This is a genomic window from Nocardioides exalbidus (assembly GCF_900105585.1).
Taxonomy (GTDB): domain Bacteria; phylum Actinomycetota; class Actinomycetes; order Propionibacteriales; family Nocardioidaceae; genus Nocardioides; species Nocardioides exalbidus.
Genome location: NZ_FNRT01000002.1, coordinates 3,948,217 through 3,973,201 on the forward strand (window position 1 = coordinate 3,948,217; position 24,985 = coordinate 3,973,201).

Annotated in this window: 24 protein-coding genes; 10 read left to right on the top strand and 14 right to left on the bottom strand. The window is 71.9% G+C overall.

Annotated features, from left to right (window positions below; genetic code table 11):
- Nucleotide 1: 1 nt before the first annotated feature.
- From BLV76_RS19140 to BLV76_RS19160, 5 genes are all read right to left on the bottom strand, one after another.
- Nucleotides 2–1,012, bottom strand: coding sequence for an ABC transporter permease (locus tag BLV76_RS19140; protein WP_425433736.1), 1,011 nt, complete (start codon nucleotides 1,010–1,012; stop codon nucleotides 2–4).
- 2 nt (nucleotides 1,013–1,014) lie between these two features.
- Nucleotides 1,015–2,625 carry an ABC transporter substrate-binding protein gene (locus tag BLV76_RS19145; protein ID WP_090971207.1) on the bottom strand — a complete coding sequence of 537 codons (1,611 nt, stop codon included), beginning with the start codon at nucleotides 2,623–2,625 and terminating at the stop codon, nucleotides 1,015–1,017.
- Nucleotides 2,626–2,654: 29 nt separating this feature from the next.
- Nucleotides 2,655–4,043, bottom strand: a complete 1,389-nt coding sequence (locus BLV76_RS19150; RefSeq protein ID WP_090971209.1) for a serine hydrolase domain-containing protein — start codon at nucleotides 4,041–4,043, stop codon at nucleotides 2,655–2,657.
- 108 nt (nucleotides 4,044–4,151) lie between these two features.
- A complete protein-coding gene (locus tag BLV76_RS19155) occupies nucleotides 4,152–4,919 on the bottom strand; it encodes a thioesterase family protein (RefSeq protein WP_090971211.1) in 768 nt (255 codons plus the stop codon).
- A 41-nt stretch (nucleotides 4,920–4,960) separates the two neighbouring features.
- Nucleotides 4,961–5,932: an FKBP-type peptidyl-prolyl cis-trans isomerase gene (locus BLV76_RS19160; RefSeq protein WP_090971213.1), complete on the bottom strand. Its 972-nt coding sequence runs from the start codon at nucleotides 5,930–5,932 to the stop codon at nucleotides 4,961–4,963.
- 134 nt (nucleotides 5,933–6,066) lie between these two features.
- Between BLV76_RS19160 and BLV76_RS19165 the strand changes: the two genes are divergently transcribed.
- The gene (locus tag BLV76_RS19165; RefSeq protein WP_090971215.1) at nucleotides 6,067–6,705 is read left to right on the top strand and encodes a DUF1345 domain-containing protein; all 639 of its coding nucleotides are present in this window, start codon (nucleotides 6,067–6,069) and stop codon (nucleotides 6,703–6,705) included.
- A 24-nt stretch (nucleotides 6,706–6,729) separates the two neighbouring features.
- Here BLV76_RS19165 and BLV76_RS19170 read toward each other — a convergent pair whose 3' ends face one another.
- Nucleotides 6,730–8,301 (bottom strand): amino acid permease, encoded by a 1,572-nt coding sequence (locus tag BLV76_RS19170; protein WP_090971217.1) that lies wholly within the window; start codon nucleotides 8,299–8,301, stop codon nucleotides 6,730–6,732.
- Between the two features lie 142 nt (nucleotides 8,302–8,443).
- Here BLV76_RS19170 and BLV76_RS19175 point away from each other — a divergent pair, with 142 nt between their 5' ends.
- From BLV76_RS19175 to BLV76_RS19195, 5 genes are read left to right on the top strand one after another with little or no spacing between them, the layout of a single operon-like run.
- The gene (locus BLV76_RS19175) at nucleotides 8,444–9,175 is read left to right on the top strand and encodes a FadR/GntR family transcriptional regulator (RefSeq protein ID WP_090971219.1); all 732 of its coding nucleotides are present in this window, start codon (nucleotides 8,444–8,446) and stop codon (nucleotides 9,173–9,175) included.
- Between the two features lie 48 nt (nucleotides 9,176–9,223).
- On the top strand, nucleotides 9,224–10,591 hold the full coding sequence (locus tag BLV76_RS19180; RefSeq protein ID WP_281246173.1) for a glutamine synthetase family protein: 1,368 nt from the start codon (nucleotides 9,224–9,226) through the stop codon (nucleotides 10,589–10,591).
- Between the two features lie 8 nt (nucleotides 10,592–10,599).
- Nucleotides 10,600–11,952 (top strand): aldehyde dehydrogenase family protein, encoded by a 1,353-nt coding sequence (locus BLV76_RS19185; RefSeq protein ID WP_090971221.1) that lies wholly within the window; start codon nucleotides 10,600–10,602, stop codon nucleotides 11,950–11,952.
- 41 nt (nucleotides 11,953–11,993) lie between these two features.
- Nucleotides 11,994–12,773 carry a 3-oxoacyl-ACP reductase gene (locus tag BLV76_RS19190; protein WP_090971222.1) on the top strand — a complete coding sequence of 260 codons (780 nt, stop codon included), beginning with the start codon at nucleotides 11,994–11,996 and terminating at the stop codon, nucleotides 12,771–12,773.
- A 22-nt stretch (nucleotides 12,774–12,795) separates the two neighbouring features.
- A complete protein-coding gene (locus BLV76_RS19195; protein WP_090971224.1) occupies nucleotides 12,796–13,512 on the top strand; it encodes a gamma-glutamyl-gamma-aminobutyrate hydrolase family protein in 717 nt (238 codons plus the stop codon).
- Nucleotides 13,513–13,516: 4 nt separating this feature from the next.
- On the opposite strand, the gene BLV76_RS19200 is transcribed toward BLV76_RS19195, so the two are convergent.
- Together BLV76_RS19200 and BLV76_RS19205 are read right to left on the bottom strand one after the other, a co-directional pair.
- Nucleotides 13,517–13,981: a VanZ family protein gene (locus BLV76_RS19200; RefSeq protein ID WP_175539755.1), complete on the bottom strand. Its 465-nt coding sequence runs from the start codon at nucleotides 13,979–13,981 to the stop codon at nucleotides 13,517–13,519.
- A gap of 29 nt (nucleotides 13,982–14,010) precedes the next feature.
- Entirely contained in the window at nucleotides 14,011–14,940 is a 930-nt protein-coding gene (locus BLV76_RS19205) for an SDR family oxidoreductase (protein WP_090971228.1), read from the bottom strand.
- Nucleotides 14,941–15,057: 117 nt separating this feature from the next.
- Here BLV76_RS19205 and BLV76_RS19210 point away from each other — a divergent pair, with 117 nt between their 5' ends.
- From BLV76_RS19210 to BLV76_RS19225, 4 genes are all read left to right on the top strand, one after another.
- Nucleotides 15,058–15,897: a helix-turn-helix transcriptional regulator gene (locus BLV76_RS19210; protein WP_090971229.1), complete on the top strand. Its 840-nt coding sequence runs from the start codon at nucleotides 15,058–15,060 to the stop codon at nucleotides 15,895–15,897.
- Nucleotides 15,898–15,934: 37 nt separating this feature from the next.
- Nucleotides 15,935–17,569 carry a bifunctional 3'-5' exonuclease/DNA polymerase gene (locus BLV76_RS19215; protein WP_090971231.1) on the top strand — a complete coding sequence of 545 codons (1,635 nt, stop codon included), beginning with the start codon at nucleotides 15,935–15,937 and terminating at the stop codon, nucleotides 17,567–17,569.
- Nucleotides 17,570–17,643: 74 nt separating this feature from the next.
- Nucleotides 17,644–19,362, top strand: a complete 1,719-nt coding sequence (locus tag BLV76_RS19220; protein WP_090971233.1) for a BCCT family transporter — start codon at nucleotides 17,644–17,646, stop codon at nucleotides 19,360–19,362.
- Nucleotides 19,363–19,381: 19 nt separating this feature from the next.
- Nucleotides 19,382–19,963: a LysR family substrate-binding domain-containing protein gene (locus BLV76_RS19225; RefSeq protein WP_090971235.1), complete on the top strand. Its 582-nt coding sequence runs from the start codon at nucleotides 19,382–19,384 to the stop codon at nucleotides 19,961–19,963.
- A 6-nt stretch (nucleotides 19,964–19,969) separates the two neighbouring features.
- On the opposite strand, the gene BLV76_RS22700 is transcribed toward BLV76_RS19225, so the two are convergent.
- The 6 genes from BLV76_RS22700 to BLV76_RS19250 form a co-directional block, all read right to left on the bottom strand.
- Nucleotides 19,970–20,122: a hypothetical protein gene (locus BLV76_RS22700; RefSeq protein ID WP_175539756.1), complete on the bottom strand. Its 153-nt coding sequence runs from the start codon at nucleotides 20,120–20,122 to the stop codon at nucleotides 19,970–19,972.
- An 84-nt stretch (nucleotides 20,123–20,206) separates the two neighbouring features.
- Nucleotides 20,207–20,584, bottom strand: a complete 378-nt coding sequence (locus BLV76_RS19230) for a hypothetical protein (protein ID WP_090971237.1) — start codon at nucleotides 20,582–20,584, stop codon at nucleotides 20,207–20,209.
- 77 nt (nucleotides 20,585–20,661) lie between these two features.
- On the bottom strand, nucleotides 20,662–21,327 hold the full coding sequence (locus tag BLV76_RS19235) for a sulfotransferase (protein WP_139306634.1): 666 nt from the start codon (nucleotides 21,325–21,327) through the stop codon (nucleotides 20,662–20,664).
- 13 nt (nucleotides 21,328–21,340) lie between these two features.
- Nucleotides 21,341–22,777 carry a GuaB1 family IMP dehydrogenase-related protein gene (locus BLV76_RS19240; protein WP_090971241.1) on the bottom strand — a complete coding sequence of 479 codons (1,437 nt, stop codon included), beginning with the start codon at nucleotides 22,775–22,777 and terminating at the stop codon, nucleotides 21,341–21,343.
- An 11-nt stretch (nucleotides 22,778–22,788) separates the two neighbouring features.
- Nucleotides 22,789–23,421 (bottom strand): hypothetical protein, encoded by a 633-nt coding sequence (locus tag BLV76_RS19245; protein ID WP_090971243.1) that lies wholly within the window; start codon nucleotides 23,419–23,421, stop codon nucleotides 22,789–22,791.
- 13 nt (nucleotides 23,422–23,434) lie between these two features.
- Nucleotides 23,435–24,895, bottom strand: coding sequence for a pyridoxal phosphate-dependent decarboxylase family protein (locus BLV76_RS19250; RefSeq protein WP_217630395.1), 1,461 nt, complete (start codon nucleotides 24,893–24,895; stop codon nucleotides 23,435–23,437).
- Between the last annotated feature and the right edge of the window lie 90 nt (nucleotides 24,896–24,985).

Below are 24,985 nucleotides of genomic sequence, written 5' to 3' on the forward strand. Positions count from 1 at the left end.
ATCAGTCCTCCCTGATCATCGATCGCGGGTCGAGCACGGCGAGGGCCGCGTCGACGAGGGTGTTGACCACCAGCACGCCGACGCCGTAGACGAGGACGATCGCCTGCACGAGCGGGTAGTCCTTGGCGAGGATCGAGGAGACGATGGTGCTGCCGAGGCCGGGCCACGCGAAGACGTTCTCGACCAGCACGGTCCCGGCCACCATCGACCCCAGCAGCAGCCCGCCGAGGGTCAGGGCGGACGTCACCGCGTTGGGCAGGGCGTGGCCGAGGTAGATCTTCCACAGTGCCAGGCGCTTGGCGCGGGCGGTGCGGATGTAGTCGGCGTCGAGCACCTCGACGAGCTCGACCCGCACGATGCGGGCCAGGATGGCCGCGGGTCCCACCGCCAGCGAGACGACCGGCAGGAGGTAGGCCGACGGGGTGGCGTTGCCGGCGACGGGGAGCCAGCCGAGGTGCACGCCGAAGACGTAGACCAGGCCGACGCCGAGCAGGAAGTCGGGGACGGTGGCCACCACGATGCTGGAGGTGGTGAAGCCGAGCTCGGCGCGCCGGCCGTGGCCGCGCCGGGTGAGCACCCCGGCGAGCGTGCCGACCGGGACCGCGATGGCGACCGTGAGGAGGAACCCCAGCAGGGCGAGCAGGAGCGTCGCCGGGAGCCGTTGCCCCACCACGTCGGCCACCGGCAGCTGCGACCCGAGCGTCGTGCCGAGGTCACCGGTGACCAGCGAGCGGAGGTAGTGGCCGTACTGCACGACCAGCGGGTCGTCGAGGCCGAGGCTGGCACGGCGCGCGGCCACCAGCTCGGCCGGAGCGGTGGGCCCGAGCGCGGCGCGCACCGGGTCGCCGGGGATCAGGTGGATCATCGCGAAGGACGCGGTGACCAGCACCCACAGCGAGACCAGCAACCGCGCCAGCCGCCGCCCGGCGAACCTGACCCACGGCCGTTCCCACGCCGGCGGCCTCGGCCCGGTCCTGGGTCCCGCACCGAGCGGGATCGTCGTGGCGGACACCGTTACGGGGCCAGCATCCGGATGCTGAGCGGGATCAGCTGACCCGGCGTCTCGAACTCCGCGCCCTTGCCGAACGTGCGCACCGTGTTGTTGGCGAACGGGATGATGTCGGCGTTCTCCACGAGCGTCGCCTCCGCACCCAGCCACGTGTCGCACGACGCGGTGCCGTCCATCCCCATCGCCTCCTCGACGTCCGCGTCGTAGTCGTCGCTGGCGATCGCGGAGAAGTTGGTGCCGTCCGGTGCGGCCGGGCCGGAGAGGAACGGCACGAGCTGGTCGGGCGAGCTGACGTTGAGGCCGACCCAGGCGACGTCCCAGTCGCCGGCGGAGAAGATGGTGCCGGTCAACTGGGTCTCGTTCTGGCTCTTGGCGGTGGCGTCGACGCCGATCGCCTTCCACTGCTGCACCACGAGCTCGGCGCCGGCGTCGCCGCTGCTGCCGAGGTCGTTCTGGTAGAGGAAGGTGACGGCGAGCGGCTCGCCGTCCTTGGTGCGGATGCCGTCGCTGCCCTCCTGCCAGCCGGCCGCGTCGAGCAGGTCGGCGGCCGCCTCCGGGTCGTGGGCGGGCAGCGCGCCGGAGACCGAGTCCCCGGGGCACGCGACCGGCTCGTTGACCGCGAGGGTGGTGGCAGGACCGCCGCGACCCGAGGTCACGACGCCGGCGAGCTCGGTGAGGTCGAGGGCCTGGGTGAGGGCCATCCGCACGTCGGGGTCGCTGGTGACGCGACCGTCGGCGTGGTTGTACCACTGCTCCCCGACCAGGCCGGTGGTCCCGGCGACGAAGAGGCCCGACTTCTCCAGCCGGTCACCGTCGGGCCCGGCGATCTGCGCAGCGTTGAGCCCGCCGGAGAGCAGCAGGTTGGCGGCGGTGGTCTCGTTCTCGACGACCTGGACCACGACGGTCGCGGGCAGTCCCTGCTCGTCGGTCGTGGCTCCGCCGGGTCCCCACGTGTAGCCGTCGCGCAGCGTGTAGGTGTAGTGGTCGCCCGGCGCCGCCTCGGTGAGCTCGTAGGGGCCGGTGCCGCTGGTGGCCTGGGCCAGGCTGTCGCGGTCGTCCATGCCACCGGGGCACACGATCGGCAGGCTGCCGAGGCCGTTGAGCACGAACGGCGAGGCCGTCTCCAGCGTCAGGGTGACCGTCCGCGACGCGTCGTCGCCCTTCGCCGTGGCGCCGACGGGGATGAAGGTGCCGAGGAACGGGCTCTGGTTCTCCGGGTCCGTCACGAAGTTGAGGCTGTCGGCGACGTCGGAGGCGGTGAGCTCGTCGCCGTCCGAGCAGGTGATGCCGTCGGCGAGGGTGAGGCTGACCGTGGTGCCGTCGACGCTCCACTCCTCGGCGAGCTGGGAGCCGATCTCACCCGTCTCGCCGTCGACGCTCACGAGCGGGTCGTAGGCGAACTGGCTCACGGCGAACAGCGAGCTGCCTGCGCCCATCTGCGGGTCGAGGTTGCCCGGGTCGGAGGACAGGCCGAGGGTGAACGTCGCCCCGTCGACGTACGGCGCCTCACCGCCGCCGGTGCCGCCGCCACCACCGCCGCCACCGCCCCCGCAGGCGCTGAGGGTGGCCGACAGGGCCAGGGCCAGTGCAGCCGGGCCGATCAGGGTGCGCGTCATGCCGGTCTCTCTTCCGTGGGGAGTGCGGGTCAGGCGCCGGCGCGGCGGACGGCGCGGCCGAGGTGGAGGTAGAGGGCGCGACCCTCGCCGTCGTCGCCGAGGAAGGCGTGCGGCATGTGCATCCCGCGGTCGGGCTCGATCGGGATCAGCATGTCGTCGCGGTAGGCCACCAGCTCGGATCGCTCGACCTGGCCGCCGAGCTCGATGAAGGCGCCCTTGGGCACCTGCTCGATCCAGATCCGGCCGTCGTCGTCCTGGCTGACCGTGAGGTCGAAGACGTCGGCGGAGTAGGTGCCGACGAACCGGCGTGCGTCGATGCGCGAGGGCTTGGCCGGTGGCTGCGGGAGGCTGGGCAGGTGGACGTCGGAGATGCTGTCCAGCACCTGGCCGACGATCTCGTGGTAGAGCGAGATCATGTCGCCGCCGTTGGTCAGCAGCGCCACCGCGACCCCCTCGCTGGGGACCATGCGGAGGAACGCGCCCTGGCCAACGGTGCTGCCGTCGTGGCCGACGATCGGTCCCTCAGGGGTGTCGAACCGCTCGAAGCCGAGCCCCCACGAGCTGCCCATGAGCCCGAGGTCGGGCAGGTCCACCTCGCGGGCCTGCATCCGCGACGTCGTGCCGGACGCCAGGACGCGGGTCCCGTCAGGCGCCACGCCGTCCTCCAGGTGCATGCGGGCGAAGACGAGCAGGTCGCGCGGGCTCATCGACAGCATCGACCCCGCCGGGCTGTTGGAGCGCGCCATCGACCAGAACGGCGCGGGCTCGATCGCCCCGTCGGGACCGGACTCGACGTGGCCCATGGCGGCGCGGTGCATGATCGCCTCCTGCACGCTCGGCGCGGCGTGCGCGAGGCCGAGCGGCTCGATCAGGTGGTCGCGCAGCGCCTGGTCGTACGTCGTGCCCCGGACGACCTCGACGAGACGGCCGAGCACGCAGTAGCCAGCGTTGTTGTAGGAGAACTGCTCGCCGGGCGCGAAGAGCTGCGGGGTGTCGGCGAGGGTCGCCACGAACTTCTCGACGCAGTCGTCCCCGACGCCCGTGTCGGTGAAGATGTCGCCCTCGAACCCGGACGTGTGGTTGAGCAGCTCGTGCACGGTGATCGCAGCGGCGGCGTCCTCGTCCGCGAGCCGGAGCTCCGGGAGGTAGGTGCGCACCGGCGCCTCGAGGTCGACGAGGCCCTCGTCCACGAGCTGCATGACCAGGGTGCTCGTCCACAGCTTGGTGATCGACCCGATCTGGTAGACCGAGTCCGGCGTCGCTGTCACGCCGGTCGCGAGGTTGAGCACGCCGTGCGCCCCGTCGACCACCTCACCGTCCTTGAGGACGGCCCATGCCGCCGACGGCACGCGATGCCGCGCGAGCAGCTCGGGCAGGTGCTCCTCGAACCACGACTTGATGTGCGCCAGGTCACTCATGTCGCCACGGTAGGAAGCGCCGTGGATCGGATGTTGGTGCGAGCAGACAAGGTGGCTGCCCCGGATCCGTCCGACCGGACAAGGGGCGTGGTGGGGACCCGCCGTCGATCAGGTCCGCAGGGTCAGGGTCTGCGCCACGGTGCCGAGCGGTCCGGACGCGTCGTGCAGGACGCTGCTGGTGAGGCCGAGCCCGGACGCCCCGAAGGAGACGGTGGCGTCGAACCCGACCCACTCCCCCACGGGCTCGCGCAGCAGGTGGGCGGTGAGGTCGAGGTTGGGGAAGGAGACCTCGCGCGGGTCGGCTCGCACGCTCATCCCGTTGACGACGTCGAGCATGCCGGCCGTCCGGGCGAGCGTGCTGACCTCCTCACCGGCCAGCAGCGGCTCCGACGCACGCGCCCAGACCACGGCCCGCCCCGGCGCGACCTGCTGTCGACGGACCTCGACCGAGGCGATGAAGCCTCCCGGCCAGACCGTCGTGGGGTCCCACGCCGGCACCCGCTCCGGACCGGCCACGCCGGCCAGGTGCGTGCCCGCGATCGCCGTGGTGTCACCGCCACCGCTCAGCCAGGCGCGGAGCGTGACGACCGTGCGACCGCCGTGGGCCAGGGCCGCCTCGACGAGCTCGATCGTGCGACCCGGCCGCACGACGCGCACCGACGTGGTGACCTCGGCCATCGGCACGGTGCCCCAGATGTCGTAGGACAGGCGACCCGGCAGCAGCCCGTCGTCCCGGCGGGCGTCCCGGTCCTGCTCGAGCACGTGGACCAGGAGTCCGAGCGCGGGTGCGATGTGCTGCTCCTCGGTGTTCCACGCGCCGCCCGCGTGCCGGGTCGGCTCGAACGTGTCCGCGCCGGTGCGCTCGAAGTAGGCCACGCAGCCGGATGCTAGTCGCCGGCGCGGCCCGCGACGGCGGACTAGAGGTTCGCCCCCAGCACGTCGATGACGAAGACGAGCGTGGACCCCGCGGGGATGTCGCCGGAGTCCTGGTCGCCGTAGGCCTGGTCCGCCGGGATGATCAGCATCACCCGGCTCCCGACGGTGACGCCCTGGAGGCCCTCGACCCAGCCGTCGATGAGGCTTCCCTGCGTCAGCGGGAACGCGACCGGCTCCGCCGAGTAGGACTCGTCGAACGCCTTGCCGTCGCCGTAGACCGTGCCGAAGTAGTCGACCGTCACGTTGTCGTCCTCGGCAACCTCGTCACCGGAGCCCTCGATCAGCGTGATGACCTGCAGCTCGTCGCTGGGCGTCTTCGGGGCGTCGTCGAAGCCGATGCCGGTGACGACGCCGTCCTCCTCGGTGATGGTGGGCGCGTCGGCCGGCGGGTCGACCACGTCGCCCTCGGGACCGTCGAGCGGGTCCTGCGTCATCGAGATCAGGTCGAGCACCATGACGAGGTCGTCGGCACCCTTCATGCCGTACTGCGAGGCCTGTCCGTCGCCGACGAGGTCCTTCACCTTGAGCGCGATCGCGACCCGCGTGCCGATCGTGGCGCCCACGACGGCATCGGTGATGAAGGGAGCCTGCTGGGTCACGTCGAGCTTCTGGGGCGCTTCCTCGGAGTAGTTGCCGGACACGTCCGTGCCGTCCTTGGCGTAGACGATCCGGAAGCGGTAGTTGACGCTGCTGTCGTCGGCCACCTCCTCGCCGGAGCCCGGGATGACGACGGCGCTCACCGGCTCGTCGACCGTGAGGTCGGCGACCTCGATCTCGGGCTCCTCGCCGAAGTCACCCGTGACGGTCACGCCGTCGAGGGCATCAGTGGTGGCGGGCGCCGAGGACGTGCTGTCCTTCGCGGTGTCGCTCTCGTCGGTGGTGCTGGAGCAGGCGGTCGCGCCCAGGGCCAGCACGATGCTGGCGGTGAGCGCGGCGATGGGGCGTGAAGTCACGGTGTCCTCTGCGTCGGGGTCATGAGGGGGACCACGACAGGGTAGGCGGCGAGGCTGGGAGGACCGTGTGCCGGACCTGTGAGCGACCTTGGTAGGACGTCCCGGGCGCAGTCCGGCACCTAGGCTCCGGTGGCATGCAGTGGTGGCAGCGCGAGATCTCCCGTCAGGTCCTGGCCGGCGTCGGGATCGTGGTCGGACTCCTGACCCCCGGCGAGGCGCTGCTCGTCTTCCTGGCGTCCTGGGACCTGTACGCCCTGCTCTATCTGGCCCTCACGTGGGCCGCGGTCCGTCGGGGCGGGCTGAACGGGCTCACCGCGATGGCACGCCAGTCGCGCCGCATGTCGCGCGCCGAGCGGTGGTTCGCCATCTCGCCGGAGAGCTTCGCGCAGGCCGCCGCCATGGTCGCGCTGGTGTCGGTGCTCCTGGTGATGCCGCGGGCCGACGACCAGTCCGCCGCCGAGTCCTACGTGCTGGCTGTCTGCCTGCTCGCGGTCGTCACGGCGTGGATGGTGCTGCAGGCCGGGTTCCTGATGAGCTACGTCGGCCTCCACAGCGAGCACCGCGGGCTGGCCTTCCCCGAGGGTGCCGAGCCCGGCGTCGTGGACTACCTCTACTTCACCGTCGCGGTGGGGACGACCTTCGGCACCACCGACGTCGAGGTGCGGCACTCCGCGCTCCGGCGGCAGGTGCTCACCCACGGGGTGCTGGCCTTCGTGTTCAACACCCTCGTGCTGACGGTGGCGATCACGTTCACGACCAGCTACCTGGGGTGAGCACCCGCCCCGGGTGCGTGCGGATCAGTCCTCGAAGGCGTCGACCACGGCCTGGTCGATCGTGTTGACCGGACCGGTGAACCAGTGCTTCGCCGACACGTTCCACCAGATCGCGAGCAGCGCGAGCACGGCGACGACCATGATCGGCGCGTAGTTCACCGCGGCCCAGTCGAACTCGTCGCGCCACGGTGCGCCGAACGGCGACGTCGGCAGCATCAGCATGATGCCGACGACGACGATCTCGATCGTGGCCACGAGGTTCATCCACTTGTACTTGCTGCCGTTGTTCCAGCTGCCGACCTCGAACGAGTCGCCTGCGCGCCAGCGCAGGAAGATCGGGACGGCGAAGGAGAAGTAGAGGCCGATGACCGAGACCGAGGTGACCGCGTAGAACGCGGTCGGGATGCCGTTGACCGACTTCAGGGCCGGGAGCGTGATCAGCGCACCGAGGACCGCGGCGAAGATGACGGCGTTGGCAGGGGTGCGCTGGGCGTTGACCTTGGACCAGAGGCGCGAGCCGGGGACGGCGCGGTCACGGCTGAAGGCGAACATCATCCGCGACGTGGACGTCAGGCAGGCGGTCGCGCAGAAGAGCTGGGCGCACGAGGAGATGAAGAGCAGCAGGCCGCCCCACGTCGAGCCGAGCGCGGCGTCGAAGACGTACGCCACTCCTCCGGCGGGGATGCTCGCGTAGTCCGGCGCACCGTCGACCTGCGGGATCGCGAAGGTCACCGCCAGCAGCAGGATGTAGCCGCCGACGGCCGAGTAGAAGATCGACTGCCAGATGGCGCGGGCCGCGGTCTTCGCCGCGCCCTGGGTCTCCTCGGAGAGGTGCACGGAGGCGTCGAAGCCGGTGATCGTGTATTGGGTGAGGATGAAGCCGAACGGGATGATCGCGAAGAAGAAGACGAGGCTGCTCGTCGACCCGTCGGCCCAGCCGGACCCGTTGTAGGTGTCGGTGAAGACCTGGGACACGCTGAGGTGCTGGTCGGGGACGATGATCAGCACGAGCACGAGGAACGCCGCGCCGGCCACGTGCCACCACACCGAGACGTTGTTGATCAGTGCGAGCAGGTGGCTGGAGAAGATGTTGACCACCGTGATGAAGACCAGGATCACGAGGAAGATCGCGAAGACCGTGTTGAGCGAGAACTCGTCCATCCAGCCCCACGCCAGGAACGTGAGCTCGAAGAACGTCGCACATCCATAGGCGACCGACGCGGTCACGGCGACGAGGCCGATCAGGTTCAGCCATCCGGTGAAGAAGCCGGCCGCCGGACCACCGAGCTTGGACGCCCAGTAGTAGATGCCGCCCGACGTCGGCATCGCCGAGACGAGCTCCGACATCGTGAACCCGATGATCAGGATGAACACCGAGATGATCGGCCAGGACCAGGAGATCGAGACCGGGCCGCCGTTGGCGATGCCCGCGCCGTAGGTCGTGAGGCAGCCGGCCAGGATCGAGATGATCGAGAAGGAGATGGCGAAGTTGGAGAAGCCCGACCAGGAGCGGGCGAGCTCCTGCTTGTAGCCGAGCTTGGCCAGGTGTTCCTCGTCCTCTGTCAGGTGTCGCTCGGCAGCGGGCTCAGCAGACATGTGGCACCTCTCGCGTCAGTGGGTGCTCGGCAACCTAGACCCGCCCGGTCAGCATTGTGAAGGGGTCTGACGAGAACTCGTGGAAATTGGTATGAACTCCGACCATTGACTGTGCAGGTCGTCACCCCGGAGACTGACCGGCATGACCGCCCAGCCGCACGAGCACCTCACGGCGGCGGTCCTGCGGCCGGTGCGTGGGCACCACGCGTTCGAGGGCTGCGTCGAGCAGCTCGCGACCGCGATCCGGCTCGGCGTCTACCCCGTCGGAAGCCTCCTGCCGCCCGAGCGAGAGCTCGCCGAGCGGCTCGCCGTCAGCCGCGCGACGCTGCGCGAGGCGATCGCCGCACTGCGGCAGGCGGGGCTGATCGAGACCCGGCGCGGCCGGGGCGGCGGGTCGTCCGTCACGGCACAGGCACGCTCCCGGTCGACCGGCCTGTCCCGCGTGTCGGCGGCCACCAAGTCCGAGTGGCTCGACGCACTCGCGTTCCGCAGCGTCGTCGAGCCGGGCGCCGCCCACCTCGCCGCCAGCCACGAGCTCACCGACGCCGACCGGGGCCGGCTGAGCTCGGCCGAGGCCGCGGTCGCCGACGCCTCCGGCAAGCGCGCCCACCGCCAGGCGGACTCGCGGTTGCACCTCACGATCGCCTCGCTGAGCGGCTCGGCCAGGCTCCAGGAGGCCGTCACCTCGGTCCAGTCCACCCTCGACCGGATGCTCGGCGCGATCCCGTCGCTCGAGCCCAACATCGGCCACTCCCACCAGCAGCACCGCCAGATCTGCAAGGCCATCCTCGCCGGGCGTCCCGATCGCGCCCGCGCGGTGATGGAGGACCACTGCGACGACACGGCCGCGCTGCTGCGCGGCCTGCTCGTCTGACGCCCTGCACCCCACGTCGTACGACACCGCCAGCGAGAGGGAGACCACGTGAGCACACGCAACGACCGCCACCTGACCATGGGGGACCTGCGCCTGCGCATCGAGTCCGGAGAGGTCGACACGGTCGTCCTGGCCTTCACCGACATGCAGGGCCGGCTCCAGGGCAAGCGGCTGCACGGGCAGTACTTCCTCGACCACGTCGTCGGTCACGGCACCGAGGGCTGCAACTACCTGCTCGCCGTCGACGTCGACATGAACACCGTCGACGGCTACGCGATGACGTCGTGGGAGCAGGGCTACGGCGACATGGAGTTCGTCCTGGACGAGCAGACCATCCGACTGCTCACCTGGCTGCCCGCGACCGCGATGGTCCAGTGCGACCTCGAGTGGGCCGACCACCGCCCGGTGGTCGCGTCACCGCGCGCCGTCCTGAAGGCCCAGCTGGACCGGCTGGCCGAGCGCGGGCTGGTCGCCCTCGCCGGGACCGAGCTCGAGCTCGTCGTCTACGACGACACCTACGAGGAGGCCTTCCGCAAGAGCTATCGCGACCTCACCCCGGCCAACCAGTACAACGTCGACTACTCCATCCTCGGCACCACCCGCGTCGAGCCCTTCCTGCGCGACGTCCGCAACCACATGTACGCCGCCGGTCTCGACGTCGAGGGCGCCAAGGGCGAGTGCAACTTCGGCCAGCACGAGATCGGCTTCCTCTACGCCGACGCGCTCACCACGGCCGACAACCACGTGGTCTACAAGAACGCCGCCAAGGAGATCGCCGCCCAGCACGGCCGGTCGGTGACCTTCATGGCGAAGCCCAACCAGCGCGAGGGCAGCTCGTGCCACATCCACCTGTCGCTGCGGGGCGCCGACGGCGAGCTCGTCTTCTGGGACGACGAAGCGGGAGGGCGTACGCCGCTCTACGACAGCTTCATCGCCGGCGTGCTGGCGACGGCGGCCGACTTCACGCTGTTCTTCGCGCCCAACATCAACTCCTACAAGCGGTTCGCCGACGGCTCCTTCGCCCCGACCACGCTCGGCTGGGGGCTCGACAACCGCACCTGCGCCGTCCGCCTGGTGGGTCGCGGTGCGGGTGCGCGGATGGAGAACCGGATCCCCGGCGCCGACGCCAACCCCTACCTCGCGCTCGCCGCCATGATCGCCGGCGGGCTGCACGGGATCGAGAACGACCTCGAGCTCGAGCCCGAGCTCACCGGCAACGCCTACGCCTCCGACAAGCCGCGCGTGCCGAGCACCATGGGTGACGCGCGCGAGCGGTTCCACGGCTCGGCGATCGCCCGTGCCGCCCTGGGCGACGAGGTCGTGGACCACTACGCCAACATGGCCGACGTCGAGCTCGCGGCCTACAACGCTGCCGTCACCGACTGGGAGCTCGTCCGCGGATTCGAGAGGCTCTGAGGAAAGACATGACCACCCTGATCAACCCGAGCACCGGCGCCGAGCTGGACTCCTCCCCCACCTCCGCATCGCTGGAGGAGGCCGACGCCGCCATCGAGCGCGCGCACGACGCGTTCCCCGCCTGGCGTGACGTCGCCCCCGGCGAGAGGGCCCGACTCCTGCGTGCCTTCGCCGCAGTGGTCGACGCACACGTCGAGGAGCTCGCGCAGCTCGAGGTGCTCAACTCCGGGCACACGATCGGCAACGCCCGGTGGGAGGCGGGCAACGTCCGCGACTGCCTCAACTACTACTCCGCCGCGCCGGAGCGCCTGTTCGGTCGCCAGATCCCGGTGGCCGGCGGCACCGACGTGACGTTCCACGAGCCGCTCGGCGTCGTCGGGATCATCGTCCCCTGGAACTTCCCGATGCCGATCGCGGCCTGGGGCTTCGCGCCCGCGCTCGCGGCCGGCAACACCGTCGTCCTCAAGCCGGCGGAGCTCACGCCGCTCACCGCGATCAGGATCGGCCAGCTCGCGCTGGAGGCGGGCCTGCCCGAGGGCGTGCTGACCGTCGTCCCCGGCAAGGGCTCGGTCGTCGGCGAGCGCTTCGTGACCCACCCGCTCGTGCGCAAGGTCTGCTTCACCGGGTCGACCACCGTCGGCAAGACGATCATGGCCGGCTGCGCCGACCAGGTGAAGCGCGTGACGCTGGAGCTCGGCGGCAAGAGCTCCAACATCGTCTTCGCCGACACCGACGTCGCGGCGGCCGCCGCGAGCGCGCCCTACGCCGTCTTCGACAACGCCGGCCAGGACTGCTGCGCGCGCTCGCGGATCCTCGTCCAGCGCACGGCGTACGACGAGTTCGTGGGGCGGCTCGAGACGTCGGTCAAGGCGCTGCGGGTCATCGATCCCTCCGACGAGCAGAGCGAGATGGGGCCGATGGTCTCGGCGGCCCAGCGCGACGCCGTGCAGGCCTACATCGACGGCGCGAGCGTGGCCTTCACCGGCAGCGCACCGGACGGGCCCGGCTGGTGGCTGCCCCCGACCGTCATCGAGTCGACCGACACCAGCGAGGCGGTCTGGCGCGAGGAGGTCTTCGGACCCGTCGTCGCCGTCATGCCGTTCGACGACGAGGACGAGGCGGTCGCCCTGGCCAACGACTCCGACTACGGCCTGTCCGGCTCGATCTACACCGCCGACGTCGGACGGGCGCTGCGCGTCTCGCGACGCGTCGAGGCCGGCAACCTCTCGGTCAACAGCCACTCCTCGGTGCGCTACTGGACGCCGTTCGGCGGCTACAAGCAGTCCGGCCTCGGCCGCGAGCTCGGCCCCGACGCGCCGAACGCGTTCACCGAGGAGAAGAACGTCTTCATCGCCCACTGAGACCCCCGCACCCCGACACACCGGAAAGAAGGCACACAGACATGGCAGGACGCATCGAGGGCCGCACGGCCGTCGTGACCGGCGGGTGCAGCGGCATCGGGCTCGCGACCGTACGCCGCTTCGTCGAGGAGGGCGCACGGGTCGTCATCGGCGACATCGACGACGCCGCGGGCGAAGCGCTCGCGGCCGAGCTCGGCGGTCCCGAGGTGGTCACCTACGTCCACGTCGACGTCACCTCCAAGGACGAGGTCGACGCCCTCTTCCGGACGGCGAAGGACACCTACGGCTCGGTCGACATCGCCTTCAACAACGCGGGGATCAGCCCGCCGGAGGACGACTCGATCCTCGACACCGACCTCGACGCGTGGCGCAAGGTGCAGGAGGTCAACCTCACCAGCGTCTACCTCTGCTGCAAGGCGGCCCTGCCCTACATGCTCGAGCAGAAGCGCGGCTCGATCATCAACACCGCCTCCTTCGTCGCGGTGATGGGCGCCGCGACCTCGCAGATCTCCTACTCCGCCTCGAAGGGCGGCGTGCTGTCGATGTCGCGCGAGCTCGGCGTGCAGTTCGCCCGCGAGGGCGTGCGGGTCAACGCGCTGTGCCCGGGACCGGTCAACACGCCGCTGCTCAAGGAGCTCTTCGCCAGCGACGAGGAGCGCGCCGCTCGACGCCTGGTGCACGTGCCGATGGGCCGATTCGGCGAACCCGAGGAGATGGCCAACGCCGTGCTGTTCCTCGCCTCCGACGAGTCGAGCTTCATGACGGCCAACACCTTCCTCGTGGACGGCGGGATCTCCGGCGCCTACGTCACCCCGCTCTGAGCCGGGTCCGGAGGTGCCTGGCATGGACGCACCCGTCGTCGGGCTGACGACGTACCGCCAGCAGGCCGCGTGGGGGGTCTGGAACACCCGCGCGGACCTGCTCCCGACGGAGTACGCCGCCGCGGTCGAGGTCGCGGGCGGCGTACCCGTGCTGCTGCCGCCGGTCGGCTCCCCCGGCGCGGCCGCGCGCGTCGTCGCGACGATCGACGCGCTCGTCGTGTCCGGCGGCGCCGACGTCGACCCCGGGCAGTACGGCGCCGCGCCCCACGAGCGCACCGCCGGCTGGCACCCCGAGCGGGACGCCTGGGAGCTCGCGTTGCTGACGGCCGCGGAGGCGGCCGGGCTGCCCGTGCTGGGGATCTGCCGGGGCATGCAGCTCATGGCGGTCCACGCCGGCGGGACGCTCGACCAGCACACGCCCGACCTCGTCGGGCACGAGACGCACTCCCCCGGCGGCGACGCCTACGGCACGGTGGAGGTGGCGACGGAGCCGGGCTCACGGCTCGCGGCGCTCGTCGGCGCCGAGGTCGAGGTGAGCTGCCACCACCACCAGTCCGTCGCGACCCACCCCGGCTTCACGGCCGTCGCCCGAGCGGCCGACGGGACGCTGGAGGCGATGGAGGCGGCGGGCGAGCGCTACTGCCTCGCCGTTCAGTGGCACCCGGAGACCCGCGTCGAGATCGGGCTCATGGCCGGGCTCGTGGCGGCTGCACGGGACCACTCGGACTCGCGCGGCTGACTCGTCACCGGCCTTCTCGTCGTGCGGCTCTCTCCCGCTGGCGTCGCATCGTGGCCGGGAGGGTCAGGACGAGCGCGACCCCGACGCCGACGAACATCCCGATGGAGTTGGCCGCGACGTCGCGCGGGTCGGACACGCGACCGGGGATGGACTTCTGGACGCTCTCGATCATCGAGGTGAGCACGACGCCCGCCATCATGGCGACGAACCACAGCCGCGACCCGACGAGGATCAGCAGGAAGACCCCGAGCGGGACGAACAGGCCGATGTTGGCGAGGAACTCGATCCGCTCGATGCTGAGCCGGCTCGAGACCGGGTCGAGCGAGGGGTAGCGCTCGAGCCGCGCCAGGACGCGCGCCGCCAGCCCCTGGTAGTCGGGCTGGTCCGAGCCGGGCGTCAGCGTCACCAGGCCGATGAAGGCGAGGTAGGCGAGGCTGAGCAGGGCGAGGAAGGGATGGCGGTGCAGCACGCGCCCATCATGGCGGTCGGCACCACGGATCAGCCGAACCGGACGCCCGTCAGCTCCTCCGAGACCTCCCACAGGCGCGCCGCGTCGTCGTCGCGGCGCAGCGGCGCCCAGAGCTTCTGCGGGCCGGGCGGACCGCCGGCGTTGCCGGGCCACTGCGGGCCGTAGTAGCCGCCGTCGTCCCCCGTGGTGACCGCCATCAGTGCGGGCAGCTTCGCGGTCTCGGGCGTGCCGACCAGGAGGCCGTGCGCGGAGAGCCAGCGGATCACCTTCACGCTGGTGGTGTCGTCGGAGCGGCCGAGCTCGGGGCGCGCGGCGAGGAGGCTGGTCGGGGCGACTCCGGGGTGCGAGATGTTGCTCGTGATCCCCCACCCCGCGGCGGCGCTGCGGCGGCTCAGCTCGAGACCGAACAGTCCGCAGGCGATCTTCGACTGCCGATAGGCCCTCATGCCGTCGTACGACCGCTCCCAGTCGAGGTCGTCCCAGTTCATCGTGCCGCTGCGGGCGGCGACGCTCGTCTGGGACGTCACGCGGGCGCTCCCCGCCCGGAGGAGCGGCAGCAGGCGTCCGGTGAGCGCGAAGTGGCCGAGGTGGTTGGTGCCGAGCTGGAGCTCGTGGCCGTCGGCCGTCGTCTGCCGCTCCGGCGGCGTCATCACGCCCGCGTTGTTGATCATCAGGTGGATCGGCTCGCCCTCGGCGAGCAGCGTCTCGCCGAGCGCGGCGACCGAGTCGAGCGACGACAGGTCAAGGTCGTGCAGCACCAGCCGGGCGCCGGGCACCTGCGCCCGGACCTTCGCGGCGGCCGCCTCGCCCTTGGCCCGGTTGCGCACCGGCATCAGCACCTCCGTGCCGGCTCCCGCCAGCGAGGCGGCCATGCCGAGGCCCATCCCGTCGCTGGCGCCGGTGACGAGGGCGCGCCTGCCGGTCAGGTCGGGAAGGGCGAGGTCGTAGGTCCTGGGCACGTGGGGTCTCCTCCGGGTGGCGTGGTCGGTGTGTCACCAGCGTGCGCGATCCAGCGATCCGGATCCACGGCCCGGTGATCCGTGGATACGGATCCATCGAGCGGACAGGATGGGCGCATGATCGATCGCACCGGGCTGGCCGACTTCCTGCGCCGCCGCCGCGAGGCGCTGCAGCCGGAGGACGTCGGGCTCCCGCGCGGGGCGCGCCGGCGTACTCCCGGGCTCCGGCGCGAGGAGGTCGCGGCGCTGAGCCACATGTCGACCGACTTCTACTCCCGCCTCGAGCGCGAGCGCGGCCCGCAGCCGTCGGAGCAGATGGTCGCCTCGATCGCGCAGGGGCTGCACCTCTCGCTCGACGAGCGCGACCACCTCTTCCGCCTCGCCGGGCACCAGCCGCCGACGCGCGAGGCGGCCGGCGACCACGTCTCGCCGGGGATGCTGCGGATCTTCGACCGCCTCGGCGACACCCCCGCCGAGATCGTCACCGAGCTCGGCGAGACGCTGCGGCAGACGCCGCTCAGCGTCGCGCTCGTCGGCGACTCCCGGCGCTGGACCGGTCCGGCTCGGAGCATCGGCTTCCGCTGGTTCACCGAGCCGTCCGCCCGGCTGCTGCACCCTCCGGAGGACCACGAGCGCTACTCCCGGATGTACGCCTCGGGGCTGCGCGGCGTGCTCACCCTGCGCGGCCCGGACTCGCGCGCGGCCCACCTCGCCGAGCTCCTGCTGGAGCGGAGCGAGGAGTTCCGGCACTACTGGGCGCTGCACGAGGTCGGGGTCCGGCCGGAGGAGGTCAAGCGCTACCTCCACCCGTCGGTCGGGGCGCTCGAGCTGAGCTGCCAGGTCGTCCAGGACCCGTTCCAGTCCCACCACCTGCTCGTCTACACCGCCACGCCCGGCACCCCGAGCCACGAGGGCCTGCGGTTGCTCGCCGCCGTCGACGCGCCCGCCCTGGGCTGACCGCGCGGACGTCGGTGGCCTCGGGGATGCTCTCCCCATGACCCGCGTGCACCTCTCCCGCCTGCCCGGCGAGCGAGTGCGGGTGGCCGAGGGTGGGGAGTCGTCGGAGATCGACCTCGGCGACCTGGCGTCCTACGTCGCCGGACGTGAGGTGGACGGGCCGCGCTGGGTCTGGGACGACACCGCGCGGTGGTACCCGCTCCTCCTCGCTGCGGGCGTGCGGGTCGGGCGGTGCCACGACCTCCGGCTGTGCCACCACCTGCTGCGCCGGGCCCCGGCGGTCGACGCGTCGCTCCTCGCTGGGCCGGAGTCGTCACTCTGGGACCGGCTCGGGCCGACGGTGCCGAGCGACCCGGTCCTCTTCAGCTCCGACGAGGCCGAGCACCTGGAGGCCGACCTCGAGGACGCGCGCCAGCTCGCGGCGATCGCAACCTCCCCGGACGCCTCCCGGCTCGGGCTGCTCGTGGCGGCCGAGTCCTCGGGTGCGCTGGCCGCCGCCGAGATGACCCACGCCGGCGTCCCGTGGCGCGTCGACGTCCACGAGGAGCTGCTGACCGGGCTGCTCGGCCGACGCCCGCCGCGAGGTGCGCGCCCGCAGCTGCTCGAGGAAGCCGCCGGGGACGTACGACGCCTCCTGTCCGCGCCCGGCCTCAACCCGGACTCCCGGCCCGAGCTGCTCGCGGCGCTGAGGCGCAACGGCATCGAGCTGACCGACACCCGGGCCCACTCGCTCCGGTCGGTCGAGCACCCGGTGGTCGAGCCGCTGCTGCGCTACAAGAAGCTGGCCCACCTCTTCACGACCAACGGTTGGTCCTGGATCGACGAGTGGGTGCGCGACGGCCGGTTCCGTCCGTCCTACCAGCCGGCAGGCTCGGCGACGGGCCGCTGGTCGTCCAACGGCGGTGGGGCGCTGTCCTTCCCCGTGCAGGTCCGCTCGGCGGCCGTCGCCGACGAGGGCTGGGTGCTCGTGGTCGCCGACGTCGCGCAGCTCGAGCCGCGGGTGCTGGCGGGGATGAGCGGCGACCGCGCGCTGGCCAGGGCCGCGCGGGGCGCCGACCTCTACCAGGGAATGGTCGACGACGGCGCGGTCGCGACCCGCCAGCACGCCAAGCTCGGGCTGCTCGGCGCGATGTACGGCGCGACCAGCGGCGAGAGCGGCCGGATGCTGGCCGACCTCAACCGGCGCTACCCGACCGCGTTCGGCCTAGTCGAGGAGGCGGCCCGGGCGGGCGAGCGCGGCCAGGTCGTCCGGACCCTGCTCGGCCGGGGGTGCCCGGCCCTCGGCGCGGGCTCATGGGCCGAGTCGCCCGACGCGCCGCCGGCCGACCTCGACGACCAGGACCGGCGGCGCCGGTCCTACGGCCGGTTCACCCGCAACTTCGTCGTCCAGGGCACCGCCGCCGAGTGGGCGTCGTGCTGGCTGGCCGACCTGCGCAACCGGCTCTGGACGCTCGGCGCCGACGGGCCGCTGGAGGCGCGCCCCCACCTGGTCTTCTTCCTCCACGACGAGGTGGTGGTCCACGCGCCCGCCGGGCTCGCGGACGTCGTGGCGGCCGAGATCGCCTCCGCCGCGTCGACCGCCGGGCGGCTGCTCTTCCGCGAGCTGCCGGTCGACTTCCCGCTCAACGTCTCGGTCGTCCGGTCCTACGCCGAGGCGGGCAAGCCCGTGTGAGTCATCTCTCGTCGTGGGCGGAGAGCCGGACACCCGGTTTGCCTCGACGGCGAGAATCTTGATGGGGTCGGCGAATGGCTACGCCTACAACTGAACCCCTGACCGAACCGCCGGCCGACGTCTCGACCGAGCCCTCCGCAGCTCCCGGCGACGACCCGCACCCCGCCCTCGACGCCGCGATCGAGCCCGTCGAGCCGCGCGGCTCCGGCCTCGACACGGTCGTCTTCGGCGTCACCGCCGCGATCGCCCTCGCCTTCCTCGCATGGGGCCTGGTGAGCACGTCCTCGCTGAGCACCGCCTCCGGAGAGGGCCTCGCCTGGACGATGACCAACACCGGCTGGCTCTTCGTGCTCACCGCGTCGGCCTTCGTGGTCTTCGTGATCTGGCTGGCGATGGGCCGCTTCGGCAACATCCCGCTCGGGCGCGACGACGAGCAGCCGGAGTTCCGCACGGTGTCGTGGATCGCGATGATGTTCAGCGCCGGCATGGGCATCGGCCTGATGTTCTACGGCGTCAGCGAGCCCGTCAGCCACTTCGCCACCCCGCCCCCGGGCACCGGTGACACCGGCAGCGCCCAGACGGCGATGGCCACCACGCTGTTCCACTGGACGCTCCACCCGTGGGCGATCTACGCCGTCGTGGGGCTCGCGATCGCCTACGGCTCCTTCCGCAAGGGCCGCGTCCAGCTGATCAGCGCCGCCTTCGAGCCGCTCCTCGGCGAGCGGGCGCACGGTCCGGCGGGCAAGGTCATCGACATGCTCGCGATCTTCGCGACCCTCTTCGGCTCGGCCGCCTCGCTCGGTCTCGGTGCGCTGCAGATCCGCTCCGGCCTGGAGATCGTCGGCGGCATCGGCACCGGTGGCAACGCGCTGCTCGTCGGCATCATCGCCGTCCTCACCGTCGCGTTCGTGCTCTCCGCGGTCTCGGGCGTCGCCAAGGGCATCCAGTGGCTCTCCAACATCAACATGGTCCTCGCCGTGGCCCTCGCGGTCTTCGTGTTCGTCGTCGGCCCGACCGTCTTCATGCTCAACCTGCTGCCGACCGCCCTCGGCAGCTACGTCGACCAGCTGCCCGAGATGGCCGCCCGCACCGGCGCCGAGGGCGCCGAGGTCAGCGAGTGGCTCTCCGGCTGGACCGTCTTCTACTGGGCCTGGTGGCTCTCGTGGACGCCGTTCGTCGGCATGTTCATCGCCCGCATCTCGCGCGGTCGCACCATCCGCCAGTTCGTCACCGGCGTGCTGCTCGTGCCCAGCCTGGTGAGCCTGGCCTGGTTCGCGATCTTCGGCGGCGCCGCGATCAAGCTGCAGCAGGACGGCGTCGACATCGCGGGTGCCGGCGGCATCGAGTCGCAGCTCTTCACGGTGCTCGACCAGTTCCCGCTCGCGACCGTGTCGAGCATCCTGGTCATGGTCCTGGTCGCGATCTTCTTCGTCTCCGGTGCCGACGCCGCCTCGATCGTGATGGGCTCGCTGTCCGAGCACGGCGCGGAGGAGCCCCGCAAGCCGACCGTCGTCTTCTGGGGCGTCGCCACCGGACTCGTCGCCATCGTCATGCTCCTCGCCGGCGGCGCCGACGCGCTCAACGGCCTGCAGTCGATCACGATCATCGCGGCGCTGCCGTTCGTGCTGGTGATGGTGGCCCTCGCCGTCGCACTGGTGAAGGACCTCTCGGCGGACCCGCTCGTCGTGCGCCGGCAGTACGCCATCGAGGCCGTCGAGGCCGCGGTCGTCACGGGAGTCACCGAGCACGGCGACGACTTCGTCATCGCCGTGGAGAAGGACCCGGAGGCCTGACGCCTCTAGGGTCGTGCCCATGATCGCTCCGCTGCGCGTCGGCTTCGTCACCGGCGCGACCCCCGACAAGTGGGCGCGCAGCTGGCGTGCCGGCCGTCGCGAGTCGCTCCACCTCGTGCCGACCACCGAGGCGGACCAGGTCGACGGGGTGCGGGACGGAAGCCTCGACATGGCGATCGTCCGGCTCCCCGTCGACCGCGACGACCTGCACTGCGTGCGGCTCTACGACGAGCTCCAGGTCGCGGTCGCCTCGCGCGAGCACCTGCTCGCGGCCGCCGACGACGAGGTGAGCCTGGCCGACCTGGCCGACGAGCAGCTCGTACGCCCCCACGCCAGCGGCTGGACGCCGACGGCCGACCAGCTCGACTGGCCACCCATGTCGGAGCAGGAGGCGATCGAGACCGTCGCCGCCGGCACGGGCGTCGTCATCCTCCCGATGTCGGTCGCGCGCATCCACCAGCGCAAGGACGTCGTCAGCCGGGTCGTCTCCGACCTCGGGCCGACCACCATCGCGCTCGTGTGGAGGATCGAGCGCGACGACGAGGTCACCCAGGCGTTCGTCGGGGTGACGAAGGGCCGCACACCTCGCTCCTCGCGCTGAGCTCCGTCAGTCGCCGAAGACGCTCAGCACCACGAGGAGACCGAGCACGAAGAGCAGGGTCGGCATCAGCGTCCAGAAGTAGCGCGTGTCGAAGTACTTCTTCTTGGCGTCCGGGTCCCACGGACCCTGCTTCTCGTGGCTTCCGGGGTTGATGATCATGCTTCACCCTGCCACAGTCTCGTCAGGGGCGCCTTGACCACACGTGTCCGACCTCCGGCCCCGCCGGACGCTGCGCGGGGGCAGCTACTCGGACACGTGTCCGACCGAGGCGGCGGCACGACCGATCAGCAGGAGCGGCAACGAGGCCACGAGCATCAGGGGCGTCGCGATGATGATGCCGACCATGAACAGCCCCGTCTCGTCCTCCGACGACCACCACAGGTAGAGCGTGACGACCGCGGAGGCGACGCCCGACACCGCCGGCAACCAGAGGCGGGACCGCGTGCCGGCCAGCGCCCCCGCGACCACGCATCCCAGCGCGACGGTGGCGAACCAGGCGACGTGCCTCGCGTCGCTGGGCGTGCCGTCGGCACTCGAGATCCACAGGAGCCAGGCGAGCGGTGGGGTGGCGAGCACGACGACGAGCGCTGCGAGGCGGGGGCTGGTGCGAGGTGTGTCCATGGGGCGAGTCTCCGTCGTGGGTGGCGCCTGCACGTGAGCCTGCGTACTCACCCGCCGCAGCGCCAGTCGACCGGGGCTCAGTCGCGGTGCTTGCCGCGGCGCGAGTGCGGCGTGGCGAGCACGGCCTCGACCGAGTCCTGGTCGTAGACCTCGCCGAGCCACTCGAACAGCCCGCGCAGCACCCCGGGGTCGGCGACGTAGTCGTCGTAGCGCACGTGGAAGACCGCGTCGCCCAGCGTCTCGGCAGCGCCGAGCATCTTCTCCTCGATGGCGCGGACCTGGCCGAGCGGGTCGTCCTTGTGGGTCCAGTAGTTGCTGGAGGCGACGTCCTCGAGGTTGCGGGTGTTGAGCACGAAGCGTGCGCCGGGGAAGACCTGCCGGAGGAACTCGAGGTAGTCGGCGAGGTCCTCGTCGTACCAGCGGATCTCCTTGTAGCCGGTGACCCGGGTGTCCGGCTCGGGCCGCAGGAGGGTCGCCTCGGCGAGCATCCGGATGTGCAGGAGCGAGGCGTCCTCGGGGAAGCCCTCGATGCCGAACCACGGGTGGGTCGGCTGGCTCGCCCGGGCGGGGTCGACGCGGTCGCGCTCGGTCAGGCCGCTCCGGTGGAACTCGTAGAGGTGGCGCATCGCGTGGCGGTTCTCCCCGCGCAGCAGCCAGCCGGGGATCGAGTTGAGGATGCCCATCAGCAGCGTCGAGCCTGACCTGCCGTAGGTCATCACGAAGACGTGGTCGAGCTCCCTCACGGCGCCCACCTCCTCACCAGGACCGGTCGAGCGGCCGGCCCTCGTGGAACCCGGCGGCCGACTGGACGCCGACGAGCGCGCGCTCGTGGAGCTCGGTGAGGTCGCGGGCGCCGGCGTAGGTGCACGACGACCGCACGCCGGAGCAGATCTGGTCGATGAGGTCCTCGACGCCGGGGCGCTGCGGGTCGAGGTACATCCGCGAGGAGGAGATGCCCTCCTCGTAGAGGCCCTTGCGGGCGCGGTCGTACGACGACTCGCCGGAGGTCCGGTTGGCCACGGCGCGCGCCGACGCCATGCCGAAGGAGACCTTGAAGGGCCGGCCGTCGGCGTCGTGCATGAGGTCGCCGGGCGACTCGTGGGTGCCGGCGAACCAGGAGCCGATCATCACCGACGAGGCGCCGGCGGCGAGGGCGAGCGCGACGTCGCGCGGGTGGCGTACTCCCCCGTCGGCCCAGACGTGCTTGCCCAGCTCGCGAGCGGCCGCGGAGCACTCGAGGACCGCGGAGAACTGCGGACGGCCGACGCCGGTCATCATGCGCGTGGTGCACATGGCGCCCGGCCCGACGCCCACCTTGACGATGTCGGCGCCGGCCTCGACCAGGGCGCGGGTGCCTTCGGCGGACACGACGTTGCCCGCCGCGACCGGGACCTCCGGCGCGAGCGAGCGCACGGCCTGGAGGGCCTGGACCATCCGGTCCTGGTGGCCGTGGGCCGTGTCGACGACGAGGCAGTCGACACCTGCCGCGAGCAGCTCGGACGCGCGCTCCTTGACCTCGCCGTTGACGCCGACGGCCGCGGCGATGCGCAGACCACCGGTGGCGTCGACCGCGGGCGCGTAGAGGGTGGCGCGGAGCGCGCCGAGCCGGGTCAGCGCGCCGACCAGCGCGCCGGTCTCCGACACGGCGACCGCGAGCGGCGCCTTGGCGCGCTCGATGGCGTCGTAGACCTCGCGCGGGTCGGTGGACGCCGAGACGGTCACGACGGCCTGGTTCATCACGGAGCCGACCTGCGCGAAGCGGTCGACCTCGGCGCAGTCGGCCTCGGACACGACGCCGACGGGGCGGCCGTCCTGCACGACCACCGCTGCCTTGTGCGCGCGCTTGGGGATCAGCGACAGCGCCTCGGCGACGGTCTGGTCGGGCCGCAGCTCGATCGGGGTGTCGAAGACCGTGTGCCGCTGCTTGACCCACGCCACCACGTCGGCGACGACGGGGATCGGGATGTCCTGCGGGATCACCGTGATGCCGCCGCGGCGGGCCACGGTCTCGGCCATCCGCTTGCCGGCGATGGCGGTCATGTTGGCGACCACCAGCGGCAGCGTGGCGCCGGTGCCGTCAGAGGTGGCGAGGTCGACGTCGTAGCGGCTGGCCACGCTCGAGGAGCGCGGGACCATGAAGACGTCGTCGTAGGTCAGGTCGTGGGGCGGCGTCGCGCCGTCGAGGAACTGCACGTGGGGTGACTCTACGCGGCCGTGCCCGGCGAGCCCGGCAGCTTCTTCGGTCGCAGCCCGACGTCCGCGAGCTCGAGGGCCGCGAGGCGTCGTACGACGTCGGGGTCTCGCGCGCGCCACGCGCCGGCCGGGTCGTCGCTGACCTGCGCGAGCACCCTCATCGGCTGGTGGGCCAGCGCCCGCAGCGCGAAGAGGTCGAGGTCCTCCTGCGCGTCGATGAACCTCGCCCCTGCCGTGGCCTCGCGGATGAAGCGCCACCGGATCGGCAGGTGGATCGCCGAGACGATCAGGATCGGGATGGTCGCGACCGAGAGCCCGAGCAGCAGCGCCAGCCGCTCGACCGCGTCGACGGTGTCGCGTCCGGCCGAGGCCAGCCCGTCCGATGCCTCGGCCGCCTTGTCGAACGGCACCGCGAGCTCGTCGCCGACCAGCGGCGTGCCGCTGAGCCTGCCGCCGGCGTCGCGCAGCTGCTCGGCCATCGAGGACGCAGCGGAGTCGGTCTGGCGGGCGGGTCCGGCGAGCTGCTCGGTGCCGTCGTGCACGGCCATCCCCGCCCAGACCCACAAGCACAGCCAGGCCACGAAGAGCAGGTCGGCCACGACCTGGAGCGTGCGACGCAGGGGTGTGTCGGCGAAGAGCTTCATGCGCCCCACTGTCTCAGCCGTGGGAGACGGCCGCCTCCTGCAGCGCGCGCCACGTCCGGTCGACGTCTGCGAGGGTCGTGCGCCAGCTCCCGACGGCGAGCCGGATCGCCGCGACGCCGTTGACGGTCGTGTGGCTGAGGTAGGCCTCGCCGGAGGCGTTGACCGCCTCCATCGCGGCCAGCGTCTGCTCGTCGCCCGCGCGCAGCCGGAAGACGACCAGCGACAGGGCCGGCTCGGTGACCATCTCGAAGCGGTCGTCGCCGGCCACGAGGTCGGCGACGTGCCCGGCGAGCGCGATGCCGTGCCGGACGTGCTCGCGCAGCCCCGAGACACCGTAGGTGCGGAGCACGGCCCAGAGCTTGATCGCACGGAACCGGCGTCCCAGCTGCGGGTGCCAGTCGCGGTAGTCGACGACCTCGCCGGACTCGGTCGCGGCGTTGCGGAGGTACTCCGGGAGGATCGACAGCGCGCCGGTCAGGGCCTTCCGGTCGCGCACCCAGAAGGTCGAGCAGTCGAAGGTCGTCAGCAGCCACTTGTGCGGGTTCGTCACGAAGGAGTCGGCCGCCTCGACCCCGGCCAGGTGGTCGCGGTGCTCGGGACACACGGCGGCGACACCGGCCCACGCGGCGTCGACGTGGAGCCAGGCGCCCCACTCGCGCGCGACCTCGGCGATCGCGGCGACGTCGTCCATCGCGCCCGTCGACGTGCTGCCGCACGCCGCCTGCACCATCACCGGCCGGAGCCCGGCCTCGACGTCCTCGGCCATCGCGTCGCGCAGCGCGTCGACGTCCATCGCCTGCGTGGCGGGGTCGACGTCGATGGTGCGCACGGCGTCCTCACCGAGGCCGGCCATCATCGCCGCCTTCACCAGCGACGAGTGGGCCTGCGTCGAGCCGTAGACCCGCCACTGCGTGCCGCCCACGCCCGACACCCGGGCCTCTCCCCCGCTGGCGCGGTGCAGCGCCGAGAGGAGCGCGGTGAACGTCGCCGTCGACGCGGTGTCCTGGATGACGCCGCCACCCGGCCCGTCGCTGCGGAAGGCCTCCGGGAGTCTCAACGCCTCGGCGAACCAGTCGAGCACGACTTGCTCGACCTCGGTGACGGCCGGGCTGGTGGCCCAGATCATCCCCTGCGCGCCGATGCCGCTGGAGAGGAGGTCGCCGAGGATCGCGGCCGGCGAGGAGTTGGCCGGGAAGTACGCGAAGAACCGCGGGTGCTGCCAGTGCGTGAGGCCCGGGACCACCACGCGGTCGAGGTCGTCGAGCACGGCGTCGAACGGCTCGGCGTCCTCCGGTGCCGACGCGGGCAGGAGTCGTCGTACGTCGCCGGGCGCGAGCTGCGAACGCACGGGCAGCTCGTCGAGCGAGGCCCAGTAGTCCGCGATCCAGTCGATCGCCGCGTGGCCCTGGCGGCGGAACTCCTCCGGGGACATGTGCCCGGCCCGGGACAGGTCGTCTGGTGCGTGGTCTGGCATGGCCCGAACGTACCGGTGACGGTTGAGCCGGCGTACTCAGTGGCGATCGGGTACGTCGACAGGTCCCGCGAGCGACTCGCGAGGACAGGC